The organism is Pseudomonas sp. MWU12-3088, assembly GCF_023242405.1.
GTDB lineage: Bacteria > Pseudomonadota > Gammaproteobacteria > Pseudomonadales > Pseudomonadaceae > Aquipseudomonas > Aquipseudomonas kribbensis.
The window spans coordinates 574,530-593,927 of the sequence record NZ_JALJEA010000002.1 but is presented as its reverse complement, the minus strand read 5'-3'; the positions used below and the strand labels follow the sequence as shown (position 1 = coordinate 593,927).

The following is a 19,398-nucleotide window of genomic DNA, read 5'->3' as shown; positions in this document are numbered from 1 at the left end:
AGTGGTTGGGCTTGTGTATGCTCCGTCCACGTTTCCGGGCGCATGCTCACACTTATAAGAACAAGAACGTTGCCTATGACCCTCAGCTTCGACCTGTCGGGCCCCTCTGTGGAACCCCGGGTGATCCGCAAGCATTACGCCACCCAGATGGCGGTCGAGCGCACGCGCCTTCTATATCAGGGTTCGCTGTTGCCCACCCTGTTCATGTTGATCAATGGTCTGGTCTGCGCCGGTTTGCTCTGGAGTCCGCAGCGTTATTTTGTGGTCAGCGTCTGGCTGGTGTGGCTGCTGTCGCTGGTGGCGTTGCGGGTGATTCAGGTTGCAGCGTTCGATTCGGCGATCCCCGACCGCCAGGCCCAGCCGATCTGGGGCCGGATGTTCCTGCTCGGTTCGACCATGACCGGCCTGACCCTGGCTGGCGCCGGCATCGCCCTGGTCCCGGCCGACAATTTCATGCAACAAGCCTGGGTGTTCGGCCTGATCGGCGCCGCAACTCTGTCGGCCAGCGTGGCCTACGCCGTGAGTATTCCGGCCTTTCTTTCCTTTACCTTGCCATGCCTGCTGCCGGCCATCGGCTATCTGTTCTGGGGTGGTGACGAGCTGGCGCGGGGCTGGGGGTGGCTCGGACTGATTCTGCTCGGTTCCCTGAGCGTGGTGGCGTGGCAGGTCAACCGGCTGATCGACCGTGGTTTGCTGCGGCGCTTCCAGAACCAGCACTTGATCGAACACTTGCAACAAGCCCAATCTCGCAGCGAACTGCTCAACCAGGCGTTGGCGAAGGAAATCGAACAGCGCCGCTGTGCCGAAGCGAAGTTACGCGAAGCCCAGGTCGAACTGGAGGACCGGGTGGCCCAGCGCAGTCGCGAACTGGACGCCGCCAACCAGGCCCTGAGCAAAAGCGAAGCGCGCCTGGCCCTGGCGTTGAAGGCCAGTGAACTGGGGCTATGGGACTGGAACCTGCAGACCGACGAAGTTCACCACACGCAGATTCAGGAACTGTTCGGCCTTGATCCGGAATACGTCACCGGGTTACTGAGGCATCTGCGGCCCCGGCTGCACCCGGAAGATGTCCCACCGCTTAAACGGGCGTTGATCGAGCATCTGAAGGGGCGCACCGAGGATTATCAAATCGAGTACCGCGTGCGCCATGGCGACGGTCACTGGGTCTGGATCGAGGACCGTGGTCGTGCGGTGGAACGCGATGACAGCGGGCGGGTGATCCGCATGGTCGGCACCCGGCGCGACATCAGTGTCAGCAAAAGCCTGGAGGCCCAGCAGCAACTGGCGGCCACGGTGTTCGAGGCCGCCAGCGAAGGCATCGTGATCCTCGACCCGAATTATTCGCTGATCGCCATCAACCAGGCCTTCAGCCGGGTTACCGGTTACGACATCGACGACATGCTCGGGCGCAATGTCGTCGAATTGCCGTGCAGCCGTGACGCCCGGCGGCATTACGTCGCCATCCGCCACGCGCTGGAGCAGCACGGCAGCTGGCAGGGCGAACTGGTGGAGACCCGCAAGAACGGCGAGCTCTATCCACAGTGGCTGCAATTGAATGCGGTACGCGACAGTCGGGGAAATGTCAGTCATATCGTCGGCTTCTTCGCTGATCTGTCGGCAAGACGCGAATCCGAAGAGCGTATGCGTTATTTGACGCACTACGACGAACTTACCGGTCTGGCCAACCGTTCGTTGTTCCGCGAACGTCTGCACGAAGCGCATCAGCGTGTACGGCAGGGCGGGCGGCGGAGTCTGGCGCTGCTGCACATCAATCTGGATCGCTTCAAGTTGCTCAATGACAGCCTCGGCCACGAGATCGCGGATCAGTTGCTGCAAAAGATGTCGCGGCGTCTGGTCAGTGCCTTGCCGGAAGCCGACACCATTGCCCGGTTGTCCGGCGACGAATTCGCGGTGCTGTTCGATGCCTACGGCAACCTGTCGAGTCTGGCGCGGGTTGCCACGCGGCTGTCGGCCAAGCTGCGCCTGCCGCTGACGGTGGAAGGGCATGAGCTGGTGGTCAGCGCCTCGATGGGCATCAGCATGTTGCCGGACAACGCCCGGGAGGTTGCCGCGCTGGTCAGTCAGTCGAACATGGCGATGCAGCATGCCAAACACCTGGGCGGCAACAACTTCCAGTTCTACACCGACAGCCTGCAGGCCAGCACGCTGGAGCGTCTGCAGCTGGAAAACCAGCTGCGCAAAGCCATCGAGGACAAGCAGCTCAACGTCTTCTATCAACCGAAGCTGTGCCTGGCGACCGGTCGTCTCAACGCCGCCGAAGCGCTGGTGCGCTGGGATCATCCGACCATGGGCCGGGTGCCGCCGGGGGACTTCATCGGTCTGGCAGAGGAGACGGGACTGATCGGGCCGATCGGCGAATTCGTCCTGCGTCAGGCCTGTTGGCAGGCCTGCGAATGGCAGCGGCAGGGGCTGGAACCGATCCGGGTTTCAGTGAACCTGTCGGTGCATCAGTTGCGTCAGGGCAAACTGGTCAGTCTGGTGCGCCAGGTGCTGGAGGAAACCGGGCTGGCGCCGCACTACCTCGAACTGGAACTGACCGAAAGCCAGTTGCTCGACAGCGTCGAACACATCATCGCCACTTTCCAGCAACTGCGGGACTTGGGCGTGAAACTGGCGATCGACGATTTCGGCACCGGTTATTCGTCGCTGAGCTATCTGAAGCGGATTCCGGTGGATTACGTGAAGATCGATCAGGCGTTCATTCGCGGGTTGGGGGAGGGCAGCGAAGATGCGGCGATCACCCGGGCGATCATTGCGATGGCTCATGGATTGTCGCTGAAAGTAGTGGCGGAAGGCGTCGAGCGGCCGGAGCAGCTTGAGTTCCTGAAGGCCGAGGGTTGCGACGAAGTGCAGGGGTATCTGATCAGCCGCCCGGTGGAGGCGGCCGGTCTGGCTGGCTTGTTGGGCCGGCAGGAAAATCCCCGGTAAAGGGCTACATGCAGTGCATGTCGCCTGATCCGGGGCGATCCAGTTACGCATTGAGCAGGCAAAAAGCCGATTCATGTAGTATAACTACAAGCTTGCTACATCCTTGGCATCTGGCCAAAGCACATCTTTCCATAACAAGAGTCCAGCCCCTTGAATCTGCTGCAACACATCGCCCAGTCACGTCACCTGTTACGCAAGTCGGAGCTCAAGGTCGCCGACCACGTGCTGCTTGACCCTGCGGCAGTGATGCACAGTTCCATGGCCGACCTGGCGCACAGCGTCGGCATCAGCGAGCCGACCATTGTGCGCTTCTGCCGTGCCATCGGCTGTTCCGGTTTTCAGGATCTGAAACTCAAGCTCGCGCAGAGCCTCGCGGCCGGCGCCAGTTTCGGTCAGTTCGCGATCCATGAAGACGACTCGGTCGCCGACTACAGCCTGAAGATTTTCGACACCACGTTGCACACGCTGATGGAGGTTCGCGAGAAACTCGATCCGCTGGAGCTGCAGCGTGCGGTGACGTTGATGTCCCAGGCCCAGCGCGTCGAGTTCTACGGTTTTGGTGCGTCGGGCGCGGTGGCGGCGGATGCGCAGCACAAGTTCTTCCGTCTGCTGCTGACGGCGGCAGCCTATTCCGACCCGCACATGCAGGCGATGTCGGCGGTGACGCTGAAGCCGACCGACGTGGCGATCTGCATTTCCCAGTCCGGTCGCTCCAAGGACCTGCTGATCACCGCCAACCTCGTTCGCGAAAGCGGTGCGTCGCTGATCACCTTGTGCCCGAGCCAGACGCCTTTGGCCGAGCTGTCGACCGTCAACCTGGCGATCGACGTGCACGAAGACACCGAAATCTACACGCCGCTGACCTCGCGCATCGCCCACCTGGTGGTGATCGACGTGCTGGCCATGGGCGTGGCCATGGCGCGCGGGCCGAGCCTGGTCAACCACCTCAAGAGCGTCAAGCGCAGCCTGCGCAGCTTGCGGCTGTCTCCAAAATCGGTGAAAGCGCTGGATGACTGAGTAGTCATGGGGTGAAGGCAATCTTCATCTGCCTGTAACCCCGGCGAAGCCAAACCGTCATCCCTCGCGCCTATCGTGAAACTCCCGTAATCGCCTTGGGAGACTCGAAATGGCTCAGCCTTACGAAGAACGCAACAGCGCCGCGAAAACCCGTCGTCAGCAGGAAGACCAGCGCCGCATGGAATTCCGCCGCGCCATCGAAGATCGCTTCGAACTTCGTCAGCTTCAGACCGAAATCAGCGATTTTCCCGAGGACATCGAACTCAACTACTGGCAGGCAGCTCCCGCAGCTTCCCGTCGAAGCGCTCAACCAGCGCGCTGATCTGCACCCGTTCGCTGCGGATAAACGCAAGGAAAGCGTGCGCCACCGGTGACAGGCGTTTGGCCTTGGCTTGCACCAGGCACCAGCTGCGAAACAGCGGCAACTCTTCGACCGGCAGCTCCACCAGGCCGCCGGTCGCCAGCTCCAGGTTCAGGGCGTGTCGCGTCAACAGTGCCACGCCCAGACCCGCCAAAACGCACTCTCGCTGAGCTTCAGCCGACGCCACTTCCTGAGTCTGGGTGAAGTGCACGCGCTTCTCTTTGAAATACTCTTCACAGGCCAGTCGCGTTCCCGAGCCGGGCTCGCGAATCAGCAGGGTGTAAGGCTCAAGGTCCTGCAGACGCAGCGGTCCCATGTGAGCCAGCGGATGGTCCGGTCGGGCGGTTGCCACGATCGGGTTGTTGAGGAAGGGGAGGAACTCCAGGCCCATGTCTTGCGGCACCATCGACATGATCACCAGGTCGTCGCGGTTGTCGGAAAGGCGGCGAATCACCTGGCCGCGGTTGACTACCGTCAATTGCAGGTTCACCTCCGGATGCTGGCGCTTGAAGGCTGCAAACAAGTGCGGCACGAAGTATTTGGCGCTGGATTCCACCGCCAGTTTCAACTGGCCCTGTAGCGAGCCCTGCATGTCCGACAGCTGCATGTCGAGGTTTTCCAGACGGCCAAAGATGTCGCGGCTGGCGCGCTGGAGTGCTTCGGCGGCCTCGGTCATGTAGAGTTTTTTGCCGACGTAATCGAACAGCGGCTGCCCGATCAGCTCTTCAAGCTGACGAATCTGTAGGCTGACGGCCGGTTGCGTGAGAGACATTTCCTCGGCTGCGCGGCTGTAGGAACGTAAATCACACACTTCGTTGAAGATCTGCAATTGACGCAATGTCATACGCATCAAGGACTTACGCATTTTCTACCGACTCTGGCCGCTGGCTGGTGTAATGACTATAAGTCTTTACTTATGCCTGACCCAATTTTTATTCATTTTTGTTAATCCCTTGTGAGCGCTAGTGTGAAGCCGCGACCAGATTGAAACATTTGGTCACGCGTCGACCTGGGTCTAGCAGGTCGTGGGTACCACCGGCTCAAGGGAACCTCCAAGTGATAACAAAGATCCTGATCGCCAACCGTGGTGAGATTGCCGTACGAATCGTGCGTGCCTGCGCCGAGATGGGCATTCGCTCGGTTGCGATTTTTTCCGACGCCGACCGCCATGCCTTGCATGTGAAGCGTGCGGACGAGGCCCACAGCATTGGTGCCGAGCCGCTGGCCGGTTACCTCAACCCGCGCAAGCTGGTGAACCTGGCGGTGGAAACCGGTTGCGATGCACTGCACCCCGGCTACGGTTTCCTTTCGGAAAACGCCGAACTGGCAGAGATCTGCGCCGAACGCGGGATCAAATTCATCGGTCCGTCGGCGGAAGTCATCCGCCGCATGGGCGACAAGACCGAGGCGCGCCGCAGCATGATCAAGGCCGGTGTGCCGGTCACGCCGGGCACCGAAGGCAACGTCTCGGGTATTGAAGAAGCGTTGAGCGAGGGTGACCGCATCGGTTACCCGGTGATGCTCAAGGCCACCTCCGGTGGTGGCGGTCGCGGTATCCGTCGCTGCAACAGCCGCGAAGAACTCGAACAGAATTTCCCTCGGGTCATTTCCGAAGCCACCAAGGCTTTCGGTTCGGCGGAAGTGTTCCTGGAAAAATGCATCGTCAATCCGAAGCACATCGAAGCGCAGATCCTCGGCGACAGCTTCGGCAATGTGGTGCACTTGTTCGAGCGTGACTGCTCGATCCAGCGCCGCAACCAGAAGCTGATCGAAATCGCCCCGAGCCCGCAGCTGACCCCGGAGCAGCGCGCCTACATCGGCGACCTGTCGGTGCGCGCGGCCAAGGCCGTGGGTTACGAGAATGCCGGCACCGTGGAGTTCCTGCTCGCCGAGGGCGAGGTGTACTTCATGGAGATGAACACCCGGGTGCAGGTGGAACACACCATCACCGAAGAAATCACCGGGATCGACATCGTCCGCGAACAAATCCGCATCGCCTCCGGCCTGCCGTTGTCGGTGAAGCAGGAAGACATCCAGCATCGCGGTTTTGCCCTGCAGTTCCGGATCAATGCCGAAGACCCGAAAAACAACTTCCTGCCGAGCTTCGGCAAGATCACCCGTTACTACGCCCCCGGCGGCCCGGGCGTACGGACCGACACGGCGATCTACACCGGCTACACCATTCCGCCGTTCTACGACTCGATGTGCCTGAAGCTGGTGGTCTGGGCGCTGACCTGGGAAGAGGCGATGGACCGTGGTCTGCGCGCCCTCGACGACATGCGTCTGCAAGGTGTGAAGACCACCGCCGCGTATTACCAGGAAATCCTGCGCAACCCGGAATTCCGTAGCGGCCAGTTCAATACCAGCTTCGTTGAAAGCCACCCTGAACTGACCAACTACTCGATCAAGCGCAAACCCGAAGAGCTGGCCCTGGCCATCGCCGCCGCCATTGCCGCCCACGCAGGCCTGTGAGGAATAGAACAATGACTAAAAAGATTTTCGTAACCGACACCATCCTGCGCGACGCCCACCAATCGCTGCTCGCCACCCGCATGCGCACCGAAGACATGCTGCCGATCTGCGACAAACTGGACAAGGTCGGCTACTGGTCGCTGGAAGTCTGGGGCGGCGCGACGTTCGACGCCTGCGTACGCTTCCTGAAAGAAGACCCGTGGGAGCGCCTGCGCCAACTGCGCGCTGCGCTGCCCAACACTCGTCTGCAAATGCTCCTGCGCGGGCAGAACCTGCTGGGCTACCGCCATTACAGCGATGACGTGGTCAAGGCGTTCGTCGCCAAGGCAGCGGTCAACGGCATCGACGTGTTCCGCATCTTTGACGCGATGAACGACGTACGTAACCTGCGCGTGGCCATCGAAGCGGTGAAAGCTGCCGGCAAGCACGCTCAGGGCACCATCGCCTACACCACCAGCCCGGTGCACACCATTGACGCGTTCGTGGCCCAGGCCAAACAAATGGAAGCCATGGGTTGCGACTCGGTGGCGATAAAGGACATGGCCGGCCTGCTGACTCCGTACGCTACCGGTGAGCTGGTCAAGGCCCTCAAGGCCGAGCAATCGCTGCCGGTGTTCATCCACTCCCACGACACCGCCGGTCTGGCCGCGATGTGCCAGTTGAAGGCCATCGAAAACGGTGCCGACCACATCGACACCGCCATCTCCAGCTTCGCCTGGGGCACCAGCCACCCGGGCACCGAGTCGATGGTCGCCGCCCTCAAAGGCAGCGAGTTCGACACCGGTCTGAACCTGGAGCTGTTACAGGAAATCGGTCTGTACTTCTACGCCGTGCGCAAGAAGTACCACCAGTTCGAAAGCGAATTCACCGCTGTCGACACCCGAGTTCAAGTGAACCAGGTACCGGGCGGGATGATTTCCAACCTGGCCAACCAGTTGAAAGAGCAGGGCGCGCTCAACCGCATGAATGAAGTGCTGGCGGAGATCCCTCGCGTACGTGAAGACCTCGGCTTCCCGCCGCTGGTGACTCCGACTTCGCAGATCGTCGGCACCCAGGCGTTCTTCAACGTGCTGGCCGGTGAGCGTTACAAGACCATCACCAACGAGGTGAAACTCTACCTGCAAGGCGGCTACGGCAAGGCGCCGGGCACCGTGAACGAGAAGCTGCGTCGCCAGGCCATCGGTAGCGAAGAAGTCATCGATGTCCGCCCGGCAGACCTGCTCAAGCCGGAAATGACCAAGCTGCGTGCCGAGATCGGCGCTTTGGCCAAGTCCGAAGAAGACGTGCTGACCTTCGCCATGTTCCCGGACATCGGTCGCAAGTTCCTCGAAGAGCGTGCTGCCGGCACCCTCACCCCGGAAGTGCTGCTGCCGATTCCGGAAGCGGGCAAGGTGGCTTCGGCCGGCGGCGAAGGCGTACCGACCGAGTTCGTCATCGACGTCCACGGCGAAACCTACCGCGTGGATATCACCGGTGTCGGCGTCAAGGCGGAAGGCAAGCGCCACTTCTACCTGTCCATCGACGGCATGCCGGAAGAAGTGGTGTTCGAGCCACTTAACGAATTCGTCGGCGGCGGCAGTAGCAAGCGCAAGCAGGCTTCGGCACCGGGCCATGTCAGCACCACCATGCCGGGCAACATCGTCGATGTGCTGGTCAAGGAGGGCGACACCGTCAAGGCCGGCCAGGCTGTGCTGATCACCGAAGCGATGAAGATGGAAACCGAAGTCCAGGCCGCGATTGCCGGCAAGGTTACCGCCATCCACGTTGCCAAGGGCGACCGGGTGAACCCGGGCGAAATCCTGATCGAGATCGAAGGCTGAGATAACGGCCTCGATACAACGCTTTAAACCTCGGGGGGGCATGTGCTCCCCTTTTTTTTGCTCGCAGTTTTCAGTTGAACGCCGCCCCGCAGGAGCGGCGTTCAGGGCATCAGAACGCCATTTGCCACTGGCCCGATACGCCGTGGTGGCGGCTGTCGGTGCCGATCTCACCGGTCAGGCCGAGACCCAATACATGGTTGCTCGATATCGCCAGATCCAGCCCGGTGTCGAGCTTCAAGCTGTTGCGATCCAGGTTCGCCCCGTAGACCGTGTAGTCACGACCGCCGCTGACCAGGCGCTGACGGGTGTCAGTCTGGGTGTCACCGTAAACGTGTTTCCAGCTGGCACTCAGTCGCGGCGTAAGACGCATGCCATTATCCAGGGTACTGACTTTCGCCAGGCGCAGACCGAAGGTGCTATTCATGTTGCCTTGGGATTGGTCTTGAACCTTGAGTGCTGCCGTCCCCCCTTTTTCGGTATAGGCATCGCGCTGGTAGCGCTCATAGCCAAGACTGGCGAAGGGTTCGAATCTGACATTTTCCCGGCCAAGGTTGTACCCCGATTCGGCAAAAACCTGCTGGGTGTTGGCGTTGTAGTTGCCCTCGAGACGATTGCTGAACCGATTGAACGCAACGTCACGTTTTGTTTTGCCATCGTGGTTGTTCCAGCTAGCGCCGAGCTTGAGTGACAGCGGCCCGTTCTGACGCAAGGCGTAAGCACCCAGATGCCAGCTGTCGAGTGTGCCGTCCAGCTCACGACTGTCAATTCGAGTGTTGGAGGTGCCGCTCATCAAACCCAGGCTCCATTGTTCGTCGACGCGCCAGTCGGCGCCCAGCAACAGCCCTTTAGTGGAGTGCCGCGTGGGTTCCACATCGCTATCCAGTTTGCCGCCATGGCCGAGAGCCTGCAGCCAGACCCGGCCGCTGTCGGCGCTTCCGGCGGCATTGCGTGGCGAGTTTGTGCGGTTGTCGCGAATACCATCGAGTTGATGCATGGCCGACAGCAGGCTGGCGCTGACGGGCGAGACGCTGTTCAGTGTTGCGCCGGCCAGATTGGCATTGCCGCCACCGGCCAACTGCTCGATCGCGTTAGTTGCATCGGACTTGCTGCTGCCAAGCAGCGCATTGACCGCGCTGTTGGTAGAGATTGCTTTCGGCGTATCCACACTTTTAGCCAGTGCTTGCCCGTTGGCAGAGGCCGCGAGATGCTCGATCGGCACGTCATTGCGGCTATAGGTCAAACCGACCTTGGTGTCGTGATAGGACAGGGTAGGCGTCATGAAAGCCAGGTTATTGTTGACCTGCGAGAACACGCCCTTGACACTCCCGGCGTTCAATATTTCGTATTCGGATGTTTGTGCATAGTCACCGGGAAGGCCAGAAACATTCAGCGTCGCGTTATTCAGGCTGGCCGTGCCTTTTACCAGAATGGGTGAGGCGCCCTTGTCGGCGGAGACAACAAACTGGACGGCTGCGTCCGGTGATAACTCCAGGTTCCCTCGTACGACGGGCGACTTGCCTGCCATCGCAAGCAACGTACCGTCTACATACAAGTTCCCCACATCGCCTTTACCGCCATATACCGCACCTTGATGGACATAGGCGTCTTCCTTGATCGAACCGTTGTTCAACAAAGAAGCGCCAGGCTTGACCTCGGCACTGCCATTGAAGTCATGGCTGAGCCTCCAGTTGCCTCGGGCGATACGTACCCCTTCGAAGTTGCGTGTTTCCCCTATTTCGCCGCCATTGACGGCGTTCAGCAACAGGGCGTTTTTCCCTTCACCACCGTCCAGAAGACCATCCCAGCGGGCGCCGTTGTTCATCACGACCAGATCATCAGCCTCGCCCATTTGCAGGGAAATACCACCGACGTTTTCAAGTGCCGTTGAAAACAGGGTGTGTTGGGTTGTCCAGTCATTCTTGAAGCTGTCGAACGGGTTCTCGTCAGCTTCAGCGATTGTCGTCTCCTGTATGGGCGTTTCAGGAAATTCGAGGGCTTCATAGAAGGCATCGTCGAATTCGACTCTGGAAATATCCGAGGTTGATGCGGGGATCACTGGTGCCATGCCCTCACTGGATGAAGGCGATGGCCGGGGTGTCAGTTCAAGATGGCCGATAGGTTCGATGTCGGCAAAAAGCGCTCTATCGAGCGGCTCGGTTTTGTCGGTGTTCTTTTTCGCTTTTCTGGTTTTTACCTCTGGGTCGAGCGTGGCGGCCGAAGGCTCGGCCAGCGTTGATTCCGAGCAACCAATCGCCAGCGCGACGGCCAGCACAAGTTGTTGGAGATTGAATTTGTGTTGTAAGGACATCCGGTTCGACCTCTTTTGACAGGAGGTCGAACTCTATGATTGAGGCTATTGGGGGCGATGCCAGCTGCTTCCTGTCGAAGTGTGGGGAGCGTCGGTTTATTGCGTGGAAAATTTCCACGGATGGGGAACCCATCAGTCTTTCTCTGTTGCTGCGGCGCCTTTTCCCACAATTTTAAAGGAAGTTTCAGCTGCTCAGCCTTCAAAAGCTCATCTGCCACTGCCCGATCAGCCCGTGATTGCGACTGTTGTTGCCGATCTCGCCGCTGTATCCCACCCCCAGCGTATGCCGCGCCGAAACACCCAGATCCAGCCCGGCTTCCAGGACGAGACTGTCACGATCCAGCGAGCTGCCATCGACACTGAACGCTGTACCGCCGACGACGAATGCCTGACGGGTCGAGCTGCTGACATCGCCATACGTGTGTTTCCACCCTGCCGCTACGCGCGGGGTCAGGCTCATGCCGTTTTCCAGCGCGTTCAGGTGCGCCAGGCGCAGACCGACGGTGCTGCTGAAGTTGTCCTGGGTCTGGCTGTCGACCTGCAACGCCGCCGCGCCGCCCTTTTCCTGATAGCGGTCGCGGTGATAACGCTGGTAGCCGAGGCTGGCGTAAGGTTCGGCGCTGAGGCGGCCGCTGCCCATGGCGTAGCCGAGTTCGGCGAAGGCCTGCTGGCTGTTGGCGTCGTAATCGCCTTTGGGCCGATCGCTGAAACCGTTGAACGCGACCGTGCGTTTGCTCTCGCCTTGATGACCGCTGTAAGCCGCGCCCAGGCGCAGGGCGATCGGGCCGTTCTGGTGTTGGGCGTAGACCCCGGCATGCCAGCTCTCGACATTGCCATCGACGCCGGTGGCGTCCAGATCGGTCTTCGAATAACCGCCAAGCACACCCAGTCGCCATTGTGGATTCAGCGCCCAATCGGCACCGAGCACGCTGCCCTTGGTGCGCTGTTCCAGACTGCTGTTGCCGTGTTCGCCATCGAGCTTGCCGTAGCCGCCGATGGCTTGCAGCCAGAGTCGTCCGCGAGCGTTCGGGTCATTCAGGTTTCGCGCTTCGGACGGTACGCCGTTGGCGGCGAGGATCGGTGTGTCACGCTGATCGAGGCCGACCATCAAACCCGGGCTGCCGCCCATCTGCTGCATCGCCGAGAGCATGCTGCTACTCACCTGGCTGCTTGCGCCGAGGGTGGCTCTGGTCAGGTTGGCGTTGCTGGCGCCGGCCAGTTGTTCGATGGCCGCGCCCGCGCTGGATTGAGTGGTGTTGAGCAGGGCGTTGTACAGCGCGTTGTTCTTGCCCATCGAGGCCAGGCTGTTGGCGGCGTTGCTGCCGTTGCCGGTGGCTGCGTATTCATTGAACGCCACGTCATTGCGGGTGTAGGTCAGGTCGACCTGAGTCGGCGTGTAAGCGAGTGTCGGGGTGAGAAAGGCGTAGTCGCTGGTGACTGTGCCGAACGTGCCGTTGATCCGCGTAGCCTGCAACACCGTGTATTGGCTCTGCCACGGATACGTGCCGCTGCCGGGATTGACCGCCAGCGTTGCGCCATTGAGGTTGGCCGTGCCGCCGACCTGCAGGGGAGCGCTGCTGCCATCGGCGTTGACGCCGTAGGCGAGGGTGGATGCGCTGCCCATGTTCAAGTCGTGCACGATGGTTGCTGTGCCGAGTCGGGTGTCAGTGCGCAATGTGCCATTCACGTTGAGGTTGCCCACTGAACCACCGCCGGCATACACGCCGCCGGCATCGACGGTCAGGTTGCCGGCGATACCGCCCTGGTTGATCAGAGTCGCGCCGTTGCGCACGGCACCGCCGTCGCTGAAATCGCCGCTGCCGGTCAGGGTCCAGGCGCCTTGCCTGACTTCCAGCCATTCGAAATTGCGGCTGGCACCAAAGCTGCCGCCCGCCGCATCGTCCATCACCACGCGGTCATAACCAGTGCCGCCATCGACCACGCCGATAAACCGGCTGCCGCTGCGCAGGGTCAGGCTGTCGTTGCCGCCGCCCAGATCCAGCGCCAGCCCGTTGCTGCCGCTGATGGTGCCGCCGTTGATCACGTTGTCGGCGAACTCGCCGACGAACTTCACGCCAAAACCGTCGAGCCCTTGAATGGTGCCGTAGTTCTCCAGTGTGGTGGCCGCCAGCCCCGAACCGCCGCTGCCGTCGTCCACCAGAATCGCGCTGTTGGCGCCGCTGATCAGCGCGCCTTTGGCGTTGAGGATGTAACCGCCGCCCAGGGCGATGCCTTCACTGCCGTTGGCGAAACCGCCCTTGTCCACGCCGCCCGCGCCGACGCCCTGAATGGTGCCGTAGTTTTCGATGTGGGCGATCTTGTCGATGTCCACGCCGTCACCGTCGCCGTTGGGCTGCAACCCGGAATACGCGCCGGTGATGGTGCCGTGATTGATCACCGTGCCGTCGCCGTCCGAGCCGAAACCGGAACCGTTGCGCCCGGCGATCTGCCCGTAGTTGACCAGCGTCGCGCCGAGGTCGGTGGTGATGCCGTGGCGTCCGCCGGAAATCACGCCGTAGTTGGTCACGCTGACGCCGGTCGCGGTGTCGATATCGATGCCGTCGAACTTCTCGTCGGCATTGTGCGAATCACCGGTGGAGATCTCGCCGTAGTTGCTGATGGTCGCGTTGGCGCCGGTTTTCATGCCGTCGCTGGCGTCGCCGCGAATCAGTCCGCCCGCGCGGTTGATGATGGTGGTTTTGACCCCGTCGCTGCGCAACGCATCCAGATCCAGCCCTTGGCCGGTGGTCGAGCGAATGGTGCCGCTGTTGTCGATCAACAGGCTGCCGCTGACGAAGTTGCTGTCGATGCGAATCGCGTCGTTGGAACCGAGAATCTGCCCGCCGCTGCGGTTGTAGATCGCGTAACTGCGTGCCTGGGTCAGATCGCCGCTGCTGTCGATGGCCCGGCCGCCGGTGGAGATGATCTTGCCGGCGTTGTCGATAATCACGCCGGCACCGCTGGTGCTGTCCTTCAGGCTCACAGCCTTGCCGCTGTTGTTGATGCTGCCCGGCGCCGAAATCGTCAGGGTGTCGCTGCCGCCCAATGTCTGCGACGCGGTGGTGGTGGTGTCGATCACGACATTTTTGCCGTGGGCGGCACTGGTGGCGATCAACAGGGCGGTGGCGAGCGACAGGCGCTGAGGCGGGAGCGGCATGGGGAGAACGTCCTTTTAGTTATAAGTGGGGGCGTTCTGTATAGCGGAGGGTTTTTACAGAATGATGTCCGTGATGAACCCGGCTACATCTGCATTGTTTTGCATCCATCTCGAAGTTTTGTTGCCATATCTGCACTTTATTGCAGATAAAGGATCATCTTGATCTTCTGAAATGCACTATATTGCACTTATGATTCACTAAATGATCGCAGAGATGCATTTAATTGCAGGTGAGAGCCGCATGCACAACCTGACATTGCAGATATTCGACTCCGGCAAATGGCACGACGCGATGGTGTTGAGTTTCGACGCGCCCGAGAAAGGCTTCGATAGCCGTTGCAGCTTTGGCTACGAGTCGGCGTACCTGGTCGAAAACATTGAGTCCATTGGCTCTCCATTTTCCAAAGCCGTGAGTGCGTTGTATCCCATGGATTGGGAAGGCCGGCGATCCATTACGCCTGCATTCGTGCACGACATTGCACCGGCAGGTGCCGCCAGGAGGTTTCTCCTCGCACGTATGGGGCAAGACAAACCAGCAGACATGAGTGCCGATCTTTATCTGCTCGGTCGCTGCACTCCGGCTCCGATCGGCAACATGCGGATAAAGGAATCAGCCGAGGCTGTCGACGAGCGCAAACCCATCGGGTTTCAACGCCAGGATGTCGTCAGCCGTGACCACCGGTTTCTTGAATATGCCTATGAAATGGGGGCTGCGATCGGTGGTGCGACCGGGGCCGGAGGTGAAGCTCCCAAGATTCTTCTGGCGGAGGATCGTGCCGGACTTCTGTATCCCGATGCTGTGCTTGACGATGAAAACGTCCGTCAGCACTGGTTTGTGAAATTTGCCCGGAATAAAGGCAGTCAAACCGATCAAGACATTCTGCGCAGCGAATTCCACTACTACCAGGCGCTTCAGACCCTTGGTATCGAAACCGTCGCAGCAGAAGGTCTGGCGTTGGAGGAAGCTAACAAGCCCAGCTTGTGGATGCAGCGGTTTGATCGCCAGGTGACTGGCCGTGGCGTAGAGCGTTTTGCCGTGGAGTCGATCTATTCGCTGGCCGAGGTGACGACGCCAGGGAGCGCTATGAATCATATGGATGTCATTCGCATGCTTACCAGGCTTTGGCGCGAAGCGGGGCAGGCGGACGAGATTCCGGCACTTGTCGCAGACTATGTGCGTCGGGACCTGATCAACAAGATTCTTGGCAACTCGGATAACCACGGTCGCAACACTGCAATCATTCGCGATATGGACTCGTATCGTCTGGCCCCCATTTATGACCTGGCCCCCATGGTCATGGATGACGAAGGGGTAACTCGCACGACCAAATGGCCAAAAGAGCTGGAGAGGGCGGGTGATGTCGATTGGCGGGGTGTTTGCCGTGCATTGGCGGATATTTCCGATCCGGATGACCCGTTGGCAGCGATGTCCGATGCACCGGAATCATTCGAGCGCTTGCGTGAAGATGCGCAATGCCTGGCCGAGTTGCCGGACATATTGAGCGCGGGTGGTTTGCCTGAGCGGACAATGAATCATCCGGGCGTCCACCTGAAAAACCTGGAGCAACGTTTGAAAGAGTGGGATTTGAAATGAGCATGACCGTTGCCGAGCGCACAGTGCTCATTGAAAGCATTCAAGAAGCACTGGCTCAAGGAACAGTGGAAATTGGTGAAGCCGTTCGCCGTTTGCGCGTGGAGGTAACCGGGTTGCATCAGACCCAGTTTGCGAAGATGTGCAGGATTTCGGTACGTACGCTGGTGCACATCGAACACGGCGAGGGCAATCAGACGCTTAAATCGCTGAACGCCGTGTTTCGCCCGTTCGGGCTGAAGATGGGTGTGGTGCGGGTTCGACGCGATAACAGCTGAACCCGCAACATACTTGATTTCGGTTGAGCGTTAAGCGCGGCACTCAACCAGCCCTTTCACCTGCCCCTCGGCCGTCTGATTTTCATCGCTCAACCAGCGCTCGAACCCGGCCGCAATCGCCGGCCATTCCGAGTCCAGGATCGAGTACCACGCGGTATCGCGGTTCTGGCCCTTGACCACCATGTGTTGGCGGAACACGCCTTCGAAGCTGAAGCCCAGACGTTCGGCCGCGTATTTGGAGCGGGCGTTGCCGTTGTTGCATTTCCATTCCAGACGACGGTAGCCGAGGGCGAAGGACTCCTTGGCCAGCAGGTAGACCGCTTCGGTGCTTTTCGGCGAGCGCTGCATCGGCGCGCCGAAGGTGACGTGGCCGATTTCGATGCGGCCCTGGGTCGGGACGATCGACATCAGGCTGAGGATGCCTTGCACCTGGCCGCTGGCGCGGTCGATGACGCTGAAGAAATACGGATCGCTGTGGGCGGCGTGGTTGTTCAGCCAGTCATTGAAGGTGCTGCGCTCGGGAAACGGGCCGTAGGGCAAGTAATCCCAGAGTTTCGGGTCGGCGCCTGGGCCTTGCAGAGCGTTGAACAGATCGTCGCCATGGCGCGCCGGGTCGAGTTTTTCCAGACGGATGAAGCGGCCTTCGATCAGGGTGGTGGAGGGCGGCGATACGCCTTTCCAGTCGGCGAGGGAAATCGTCATGCACGTGGCTCCTTAAATGGCTTTGCGAAACTGGATGAAACCCGGACGCTCGGCGATGCGCTCGTAGAGCTGGATCGCGGTGGCGTTGGTTTCGTGGGTCAGCCAGTGCACCTTGCAGCAACCGTCGGCCTTGGCGGTGGCGTAGACGTGTTCGATCAGCAGGCGACCGACGCCGGTGCCACGGGTTTGCGGCTCCACCAGCAGGTCTTGCAGGTAGCAGGAGTTCTCGATGCTCCAGTTCGAACGATGGTAGATGAAGTGCACCATGCCCACCGCTTTGCCGTCGGCCCAGGCGAGGGCGGCGTGGGTCGGTTCGTTCGGGTCGAGAAAGCGCTGCCAGGTGCTTTGGCTGACGGCGTCTGGCAATTCGGTGTTGTAGAAACGCAGGTAGGCCTGCCACAGCGGCAGCCAGGCCGCGTGATCGGCGGCGCTGACCGGACGGATGTCGATCTGACTCATGGTGATTTCCTTAACGCATCAAGTGAGCGAGGGTTTGATCGTTGATGTCGGGGCTGGCGGCCAGGCCTTCGCGCACGCCGGCGATATCTTCGGCGCTGCGGTTCTGGCTGAGCTTGCGTTTGCCCTCCAGGCGGTCGATCGGAATGGCGAATCCGACGATGGCCTTGAGCATGCCGTCGATGTAGTCGGCCGGAGCATCGTCGACCGACCAGGGCTGGGCGCGGCCCGCTTCATGGCGATCGGTAAGGGTGCTGACGATGTCCAGCAGCCGACCGCCATCGCTGAAGGTTTCGGCGTGACCGTAGGCGTGCACGGCGACGTAGTTCCAGGTCGGCACGACTTTGCCGTGCTCGGCCTTGCTCGGGTAAAAGCCCGGGCTGACGTAGGCGTCGGGCCCCGGGAAAATCAGCATGGCCTCGGCGCCGTCACGCAGGTCCTTCCATTGTGGGTTGGCCTTGGCCAGATGCCCGTAGAGCGTGCCGTTCGGACCCTGTTCGCGATGCAGCAGCACCGGCACGTGGCTGGCCTGCAAGCCCTGTTCACTGTGAGTCACCAGAATGGCGAGGCGGGTGGCGAGAATCAGTTCGTGCAGTTGGGACAGGTCGTCGATGGCAAAGGCGCGTGGCGTGTACATGGAGAGATTTTCCTTGGCGAATGCCTGCATCCTAGGCAGGCTATTGGTCTGTTGTAAGAGCCATTGATGACCAATTTCATAGGTCCATTGCCATGCCCGATTCGACCACGCTGTCGCTGCCGTTCAACCCTGCCGGTATCGAACTCGATCGCCGCAAAGGCCTGAGCCGCCAGCTCTATCAGGCCTTGCGCCTGCGGGTGCTCGACGGGCGCCTGGCCAGCGGCACGCGGCTGCCGGCCAGCCGAGATCTGGCGGCAGCGCTGGCGATCTCCCGCAACAGCGTGGTGCGCGCCTACGATCAGCTGTATGCCGAAGGTTTCATCGAGGGGCGAGTCGGGGACGGGACTTATGTGGCGCAATTGCCACAATCGTCGGCGTCTGCGAAAAAACTATCCACAAAAGTATCCACAGGCTTTTCAACAGGCTTACCCACAGCCTTATCCACAAAATCAGCCGATTCTACTGTGGATTTATCCAGCAAAGTTATCCACAGCGGTGCGATGCAGCGGCTTGAACAGAACCATTTACCGACGCCGCCAAGTGGTCCGCCACGGGCATTCAGGGTGGGGGTTCCGGCGTTCGACCTGTTCCCGTTCGACGTCTGGGCCAAGCTGAATGCGGCGTTCTGGCGCAAACCCGACTTGCAGCAACTGTGTTACGGCGACCCGGCGGGCGATGCGCGCCTGCGTGGTCTGATCGCCGCTTATTTGCGCAGTTCGCGCGGCATGCAGTGCTCGGCTGAGCAAATTGTGATCACCAGCGGCGCGCAACAGGGAATCAGTCTTTGTGCACAGTTGCTGGTGGAGCCTGGCGCCGGGGTAGGCATCGAGAATCCCGGCTACCGCGCAGCGGGTCATGCGTTCGCGCTGGCCGGTGGTCGATTGCATGGCATAGCAGTGGACGAAGAGGGCATCGATTGCGCAGCGCTGGCCGCCGCCGAAGATTGTCGGGTGGCTTATGTCACGCCGTCTCATCAGTACCCGACCGGGGTGGTGATGAGCCTGGCCCGGCGCCTGGAACTGCTGGCGTGGGCTGAGCGTAGCGGGGGGTGGATCGTCGAGGACGACTACGACGGCGAGTATCGCTATACCGGCGCGCCGCTGGCTCCGTTGGCTGCGCTCGACCGACAGGGCCGTGTGCTATACGTCGGCACCTTCGGCAAAGTCGCATTCCCGGCGCTGCGACTGGGGTATCTGGTGCTCCCGCCGGGACTGGTGGAAGCTTTTGCGCAACGACGCGCGGTGGATGTGCGGCATTCCGAAGTGAGCACTCAGGCGGTGATGGCCGAGTTCATGGCGGCCGGGCACTTCCAGCGGCACATCCGGCGGATGCGCCGGGCAGCCTTGAGCCGGCGTAATGCCCTTATCAACGGTTGGCCCCAGGGTTTGGCGGGCGTCGGTGAACTGCCGGCCGTGTCCGCCGGACTGCATCTGACGGTGGCGGTCGACAGCGTGGCTCGCGAACAACAATTGATCGAGCAAGCGGCGAGCGTGGAGGTGGAAGTCCACGGCTTGAGCAAGTACTGGCTGCGGGACTCGACGACGCCGATGGATCAGCGCGCCGGCCTGGTGCTGGGATTTGCCGCAGTACCGGAGCCGGCGATCGAGTCGGCTCTGGCCCGCTTGCGTCAGGTCTGGCGCGGTTAGTCGC

Annotated in this window: 14 protein-coding genes; 8 read left to right on the top strand and 6 right to left on the bottom strand. The window is 60.9% G+C overall.

The window, feature by feature from the left end; genetic code table 11:
• The first annotated feature begins 75 nt into the window (after window positions 1-75).
• The 3 genes from M5B98_RS08480 (at window position 76) to M5B98_RS08470 (ending at window position 4,288) form a co-directional block, all read left to right on the top strand.
• Window positions 76-2,949, top strand: coding sequence for a GGDEF domain-containing phosphodiesterase (locus M5B98_RS08480; RefSeq protein ID WP_192552605.1), 2,874 nt, complete (start codon window positions 76-78; stop codon window positions 2,947-2,949).
• A gap of 150 nt (window positions 2,950-3,099) precedes the next feature.
• The gene (gene hexR / locus M5B98_RS08475) at window positions 3,100-3,966 is read left to right on the top strand and encodes a transcriptional regulator HexR (protein WP_007954250.1); all 867 of its coding nucleotides are present in this window, start codon (window positions 3,100-3,102) and stop codon (window positions 3,964-3,966) included.
• Between the two features lie 109 nt (window positions 3,967-4,075).
• Complete coding sequence (locus M5B98_RS08470; RefSeq protein ID WP_085708792.1) at window positions 4,076-4,288, top strand: PA3496 family putative envelope integrity protein; 213 nt, start codon at window positions 4,076-4,078, stop codon at window positions 4,286-4,288.
• Here the strand turns inward: M5B98_RS08470 and M5B98_RS08465 are convergent.
• Window positions 4,230-5,192, bottom strand: coding sequence for a LysR family transcriptional regulator (locus M5B98_RS08465; protein WP_085708793.1), 963 nt, complete (start codon window positions 5,190-5,192; stop codon window positions 4,230-4,232). The two genes, M5B98_RS08470 and M5B98_RS08465, sit on opposite strands and share 59 nt — an antisense overlap.
• A 191-nt stretch (window positions 5,193-5,383) precedes the next feature.
• Here M5B98_RS08465 and M5B98_RS08460 point away from each other — a divergent pair, with 191 nt between their 5' ends.
• Both M5B98_RS08460 and oadA read left to right on the top strand, forming a co-directional pair.
• Entirely contained in the window at window positions 5,384-6,799 is a 1,416-nt protein-coding gene (locus tag M5B98_RS08460) for an acetyl-CoA carboxylase biotin carboxylase subunit (RefSeq protein WP_085708794.1), read from the top strand.
• 11 nt (window positions 6,800-6,810) lie between these two features.
• Window positions 6,811-8,619, top strand: coding sequence for a sodium-extruding oxaloacetate decarboxylase subunit alpha (oadA, locus tag M5B98_RS08455; protein WP_248742435.1), 1,809 nt, complete (start codon window positions 6,811-6,813; stop codon window positions 8,617-8,619).
• Window positions 8,620-8,728: 109 nt separating this feature from the next.
• Here the strand turns inward: oadA and M5B98_RS08450 are convergent, their stop codons facing one another.
• The gene (locus M5B98_RS08450) at window positions 8,729-10,927 is read right to left on the bottom strand and encodes an autotransporter domain-containing protein (protein WP_248742434.1); all 2,199 of its coding nucleotides are present in this window, start codon (window positions 10,925-10,927) and stop codon (window positions 8,729-8,731) included.
• Window positions 10,928-11,126: 199 nt separating this feature from the next.
• A complete protein-coding gene (locus tag M5B98_RS08445) occupies window positions 11,127-14,084 on the bottom strand; it encodes an autotransporter domain-containing protein (protein ID WP_248742433.1) in 2,958 nt (985 codons plus the stop codon).
• A 241-nt stretch (window positions 14,085-14,325) separates the two neighbouring features.
• On the opposite strand from M5B98_RS08445, the gene M5B98_RS08440 reads away from it, so the two are divergent.
• Together M5B98_RS08440 and M5B98_RS08435 are read left to right on the top strand one after the other, a co-directional pair.
• Entirely contained in the window at window positions 14,326-15,678 is a 1,353-nt protein-coding gene (locus tag M5B98_RS08440; RefSeq protein ID WP_248742432.1) for a HipA domain-containing protein, read from the top strand.
• Window positions 15,675-15,953, top strand: coding sequence for a helix-turn-helix domain-containing protein (locus M5B98_RS08435; RefSeq protein WP_248742431.1), 279 nt, complete (start codon window positions 15,675-15,677; stop codon window positions 15,951-15,953). Before M5B98_RS08440 ends, M5B98_RS08435 begins: the two co-directional genes overlap by 4 nt.
• 30 nt (window positions 15,954-15,983) lie before the next feature.
• On the opposite strand, the gene M5B98_RS08430 is transcribed toward M5B98_RS08435, so the two are convergent.
• From M5B98_RS08430 to M5B98_RS08420, 3 genes are read right to left on the bottom strand one after another with little or no spacing between them, the layout of a single operon-like run.
• A complete protein-coding gene (locus M5B98_RS08430) occupies window positions 15,984-16,655 on the bottom strand; it encodes a GNAT family N-acetyltransferase (RefSeq protein ID WP_248742430.1) in 672 nt (223 codons plus the stop codon).
• A 12-nt stretch (window positions 16,656-16,667) separates the two neighbouring features.
• A complete protein-coding gene (locus M5B98_RS08425) occupies window positions 16,668-17,114 on the bottom strand; it encodes a GNAT family N-acetyltransferase (RefSeq protein ID WP_011336633.1) in 447 nt (148 codons plus the stop codon).
• A gap of 10 nt (window positions 17,115-17,124) precedes the next feature.
• Window positions 17,125-17,748, bottom strand: coding sequence for an FMN-binding negative transcriptional regulator (locus M5B98_RS08420; RefSeq protein ID WP_248742429.1), 624 nt, complete (start codon window positions 17,746-17,748; stop codon window positions 17,125-17,127).
• Window positions 17,749-17,840: 92 nt separating this feature from the next.
• Between M5B98_RS08420 and M5B98_RS08415 the strand changes: the two genes are divergently transcribed.
• Window positions 17,841-19,394, top strand: coding sequence for a PLP-dependent aminotransferase family protein (locus M5B98_RS08415; RefSeq protein ID WP_248742428.1), 1,554 nt, complete (start codon window positions 17,841-17,843; stop codon window positions 19,392-19,394).
• Window positions 19,395-19,398: the final 4 nt, after the last annotated feature.

Excerpts from the sequence above, each read along its gene's own strand:
- M5B98_RS08480 (WP_192552605.1), top strand. The coding sequence starts at position 76 with ATGACCCTCAGCTTCGACCTGTCGGGCCCCTCTGTGGAACCCCGGGTG.
- M5B98_RS08470 (WP_085708792.1), top strand. The coding sequence starts at position 4,076 with ATGGCTCAGCCTTACGAAGAACGCAACAGCGCCGCGAAAACCCGTCGT.
- M5B98_RS08465 (WP_085708793.1), bottom strand. The coding sequence starts at position 5,192 with ATGCGTAAGTCCTTGATGCGTATGACATTGCGTCAATTGCAGATCTTC.
- oadA (WP_248742435.1), top strand. The coding sequence starts at position 6,811 with ATGACTAAAAAGATTTTCGTAACCGACACCATCCTGCGCGACGCCCAC.
- M5B98_RS08450 (WP_248742434.1), bottom strand. The coding sequence starts at position 10,927 with ATGTCCTTACAACACAAATTCAATCTCCAACAACTTGTGCTGGCCGTC.
- M5B98_RS08445 (WP_248742433.1), bottom strand. The coding sequence starts at position 14,084 with ATGCCGCTCCCGCCTCAGCGCCTGTCGCTCGCCACCGCCCTGTTGATC.
- M5B98_RS08440 (WP_248742432.1), top strand. The coding sequence starts at position 14,326 with ATGCACAACCTGACATTGCAGATATTCGACTCCGGCAAATGGCACGAC.
- M5B98_RS08435 (WP_248742431.1), top strand. The coding sequence starts at position 15,675 with ATGAGCATGACCGTTGCCGAGCGCACAGTGCTCATTGAAAGCATTCAA.
- M5B98_RS08430 (WP_248742430.1), bottom strand. The coding sequence starts at position 16,655 with ATGACGATTTCCCTCGCCGACTGGAAAGGCGTATCGCCGCCCTCCACC.
- M5B98_RS08425 (WP_011336633.1), bottom strand. The coding sequence starts at position 17,114 with ATGAGTCAGATCGACATCCGTCCGGTCAGCGCCGCCGATCACGCGGCC.
- M5B98_RS08420 (WP_248742429.1), bottom strand. The coding sequence starts at position 17,748 with ATGTACACGCCACGCGCCTTTGCCATCGACGACCTGTCCCAACTGCAC.
- M5B98_RS08415 (WP_248742428.1), top strand. The coding sequence starts at position 17,841 with ATGCCCGATTCGACCACGCTGTCGCTGCCGTTCAACCCTGCCGGTATC.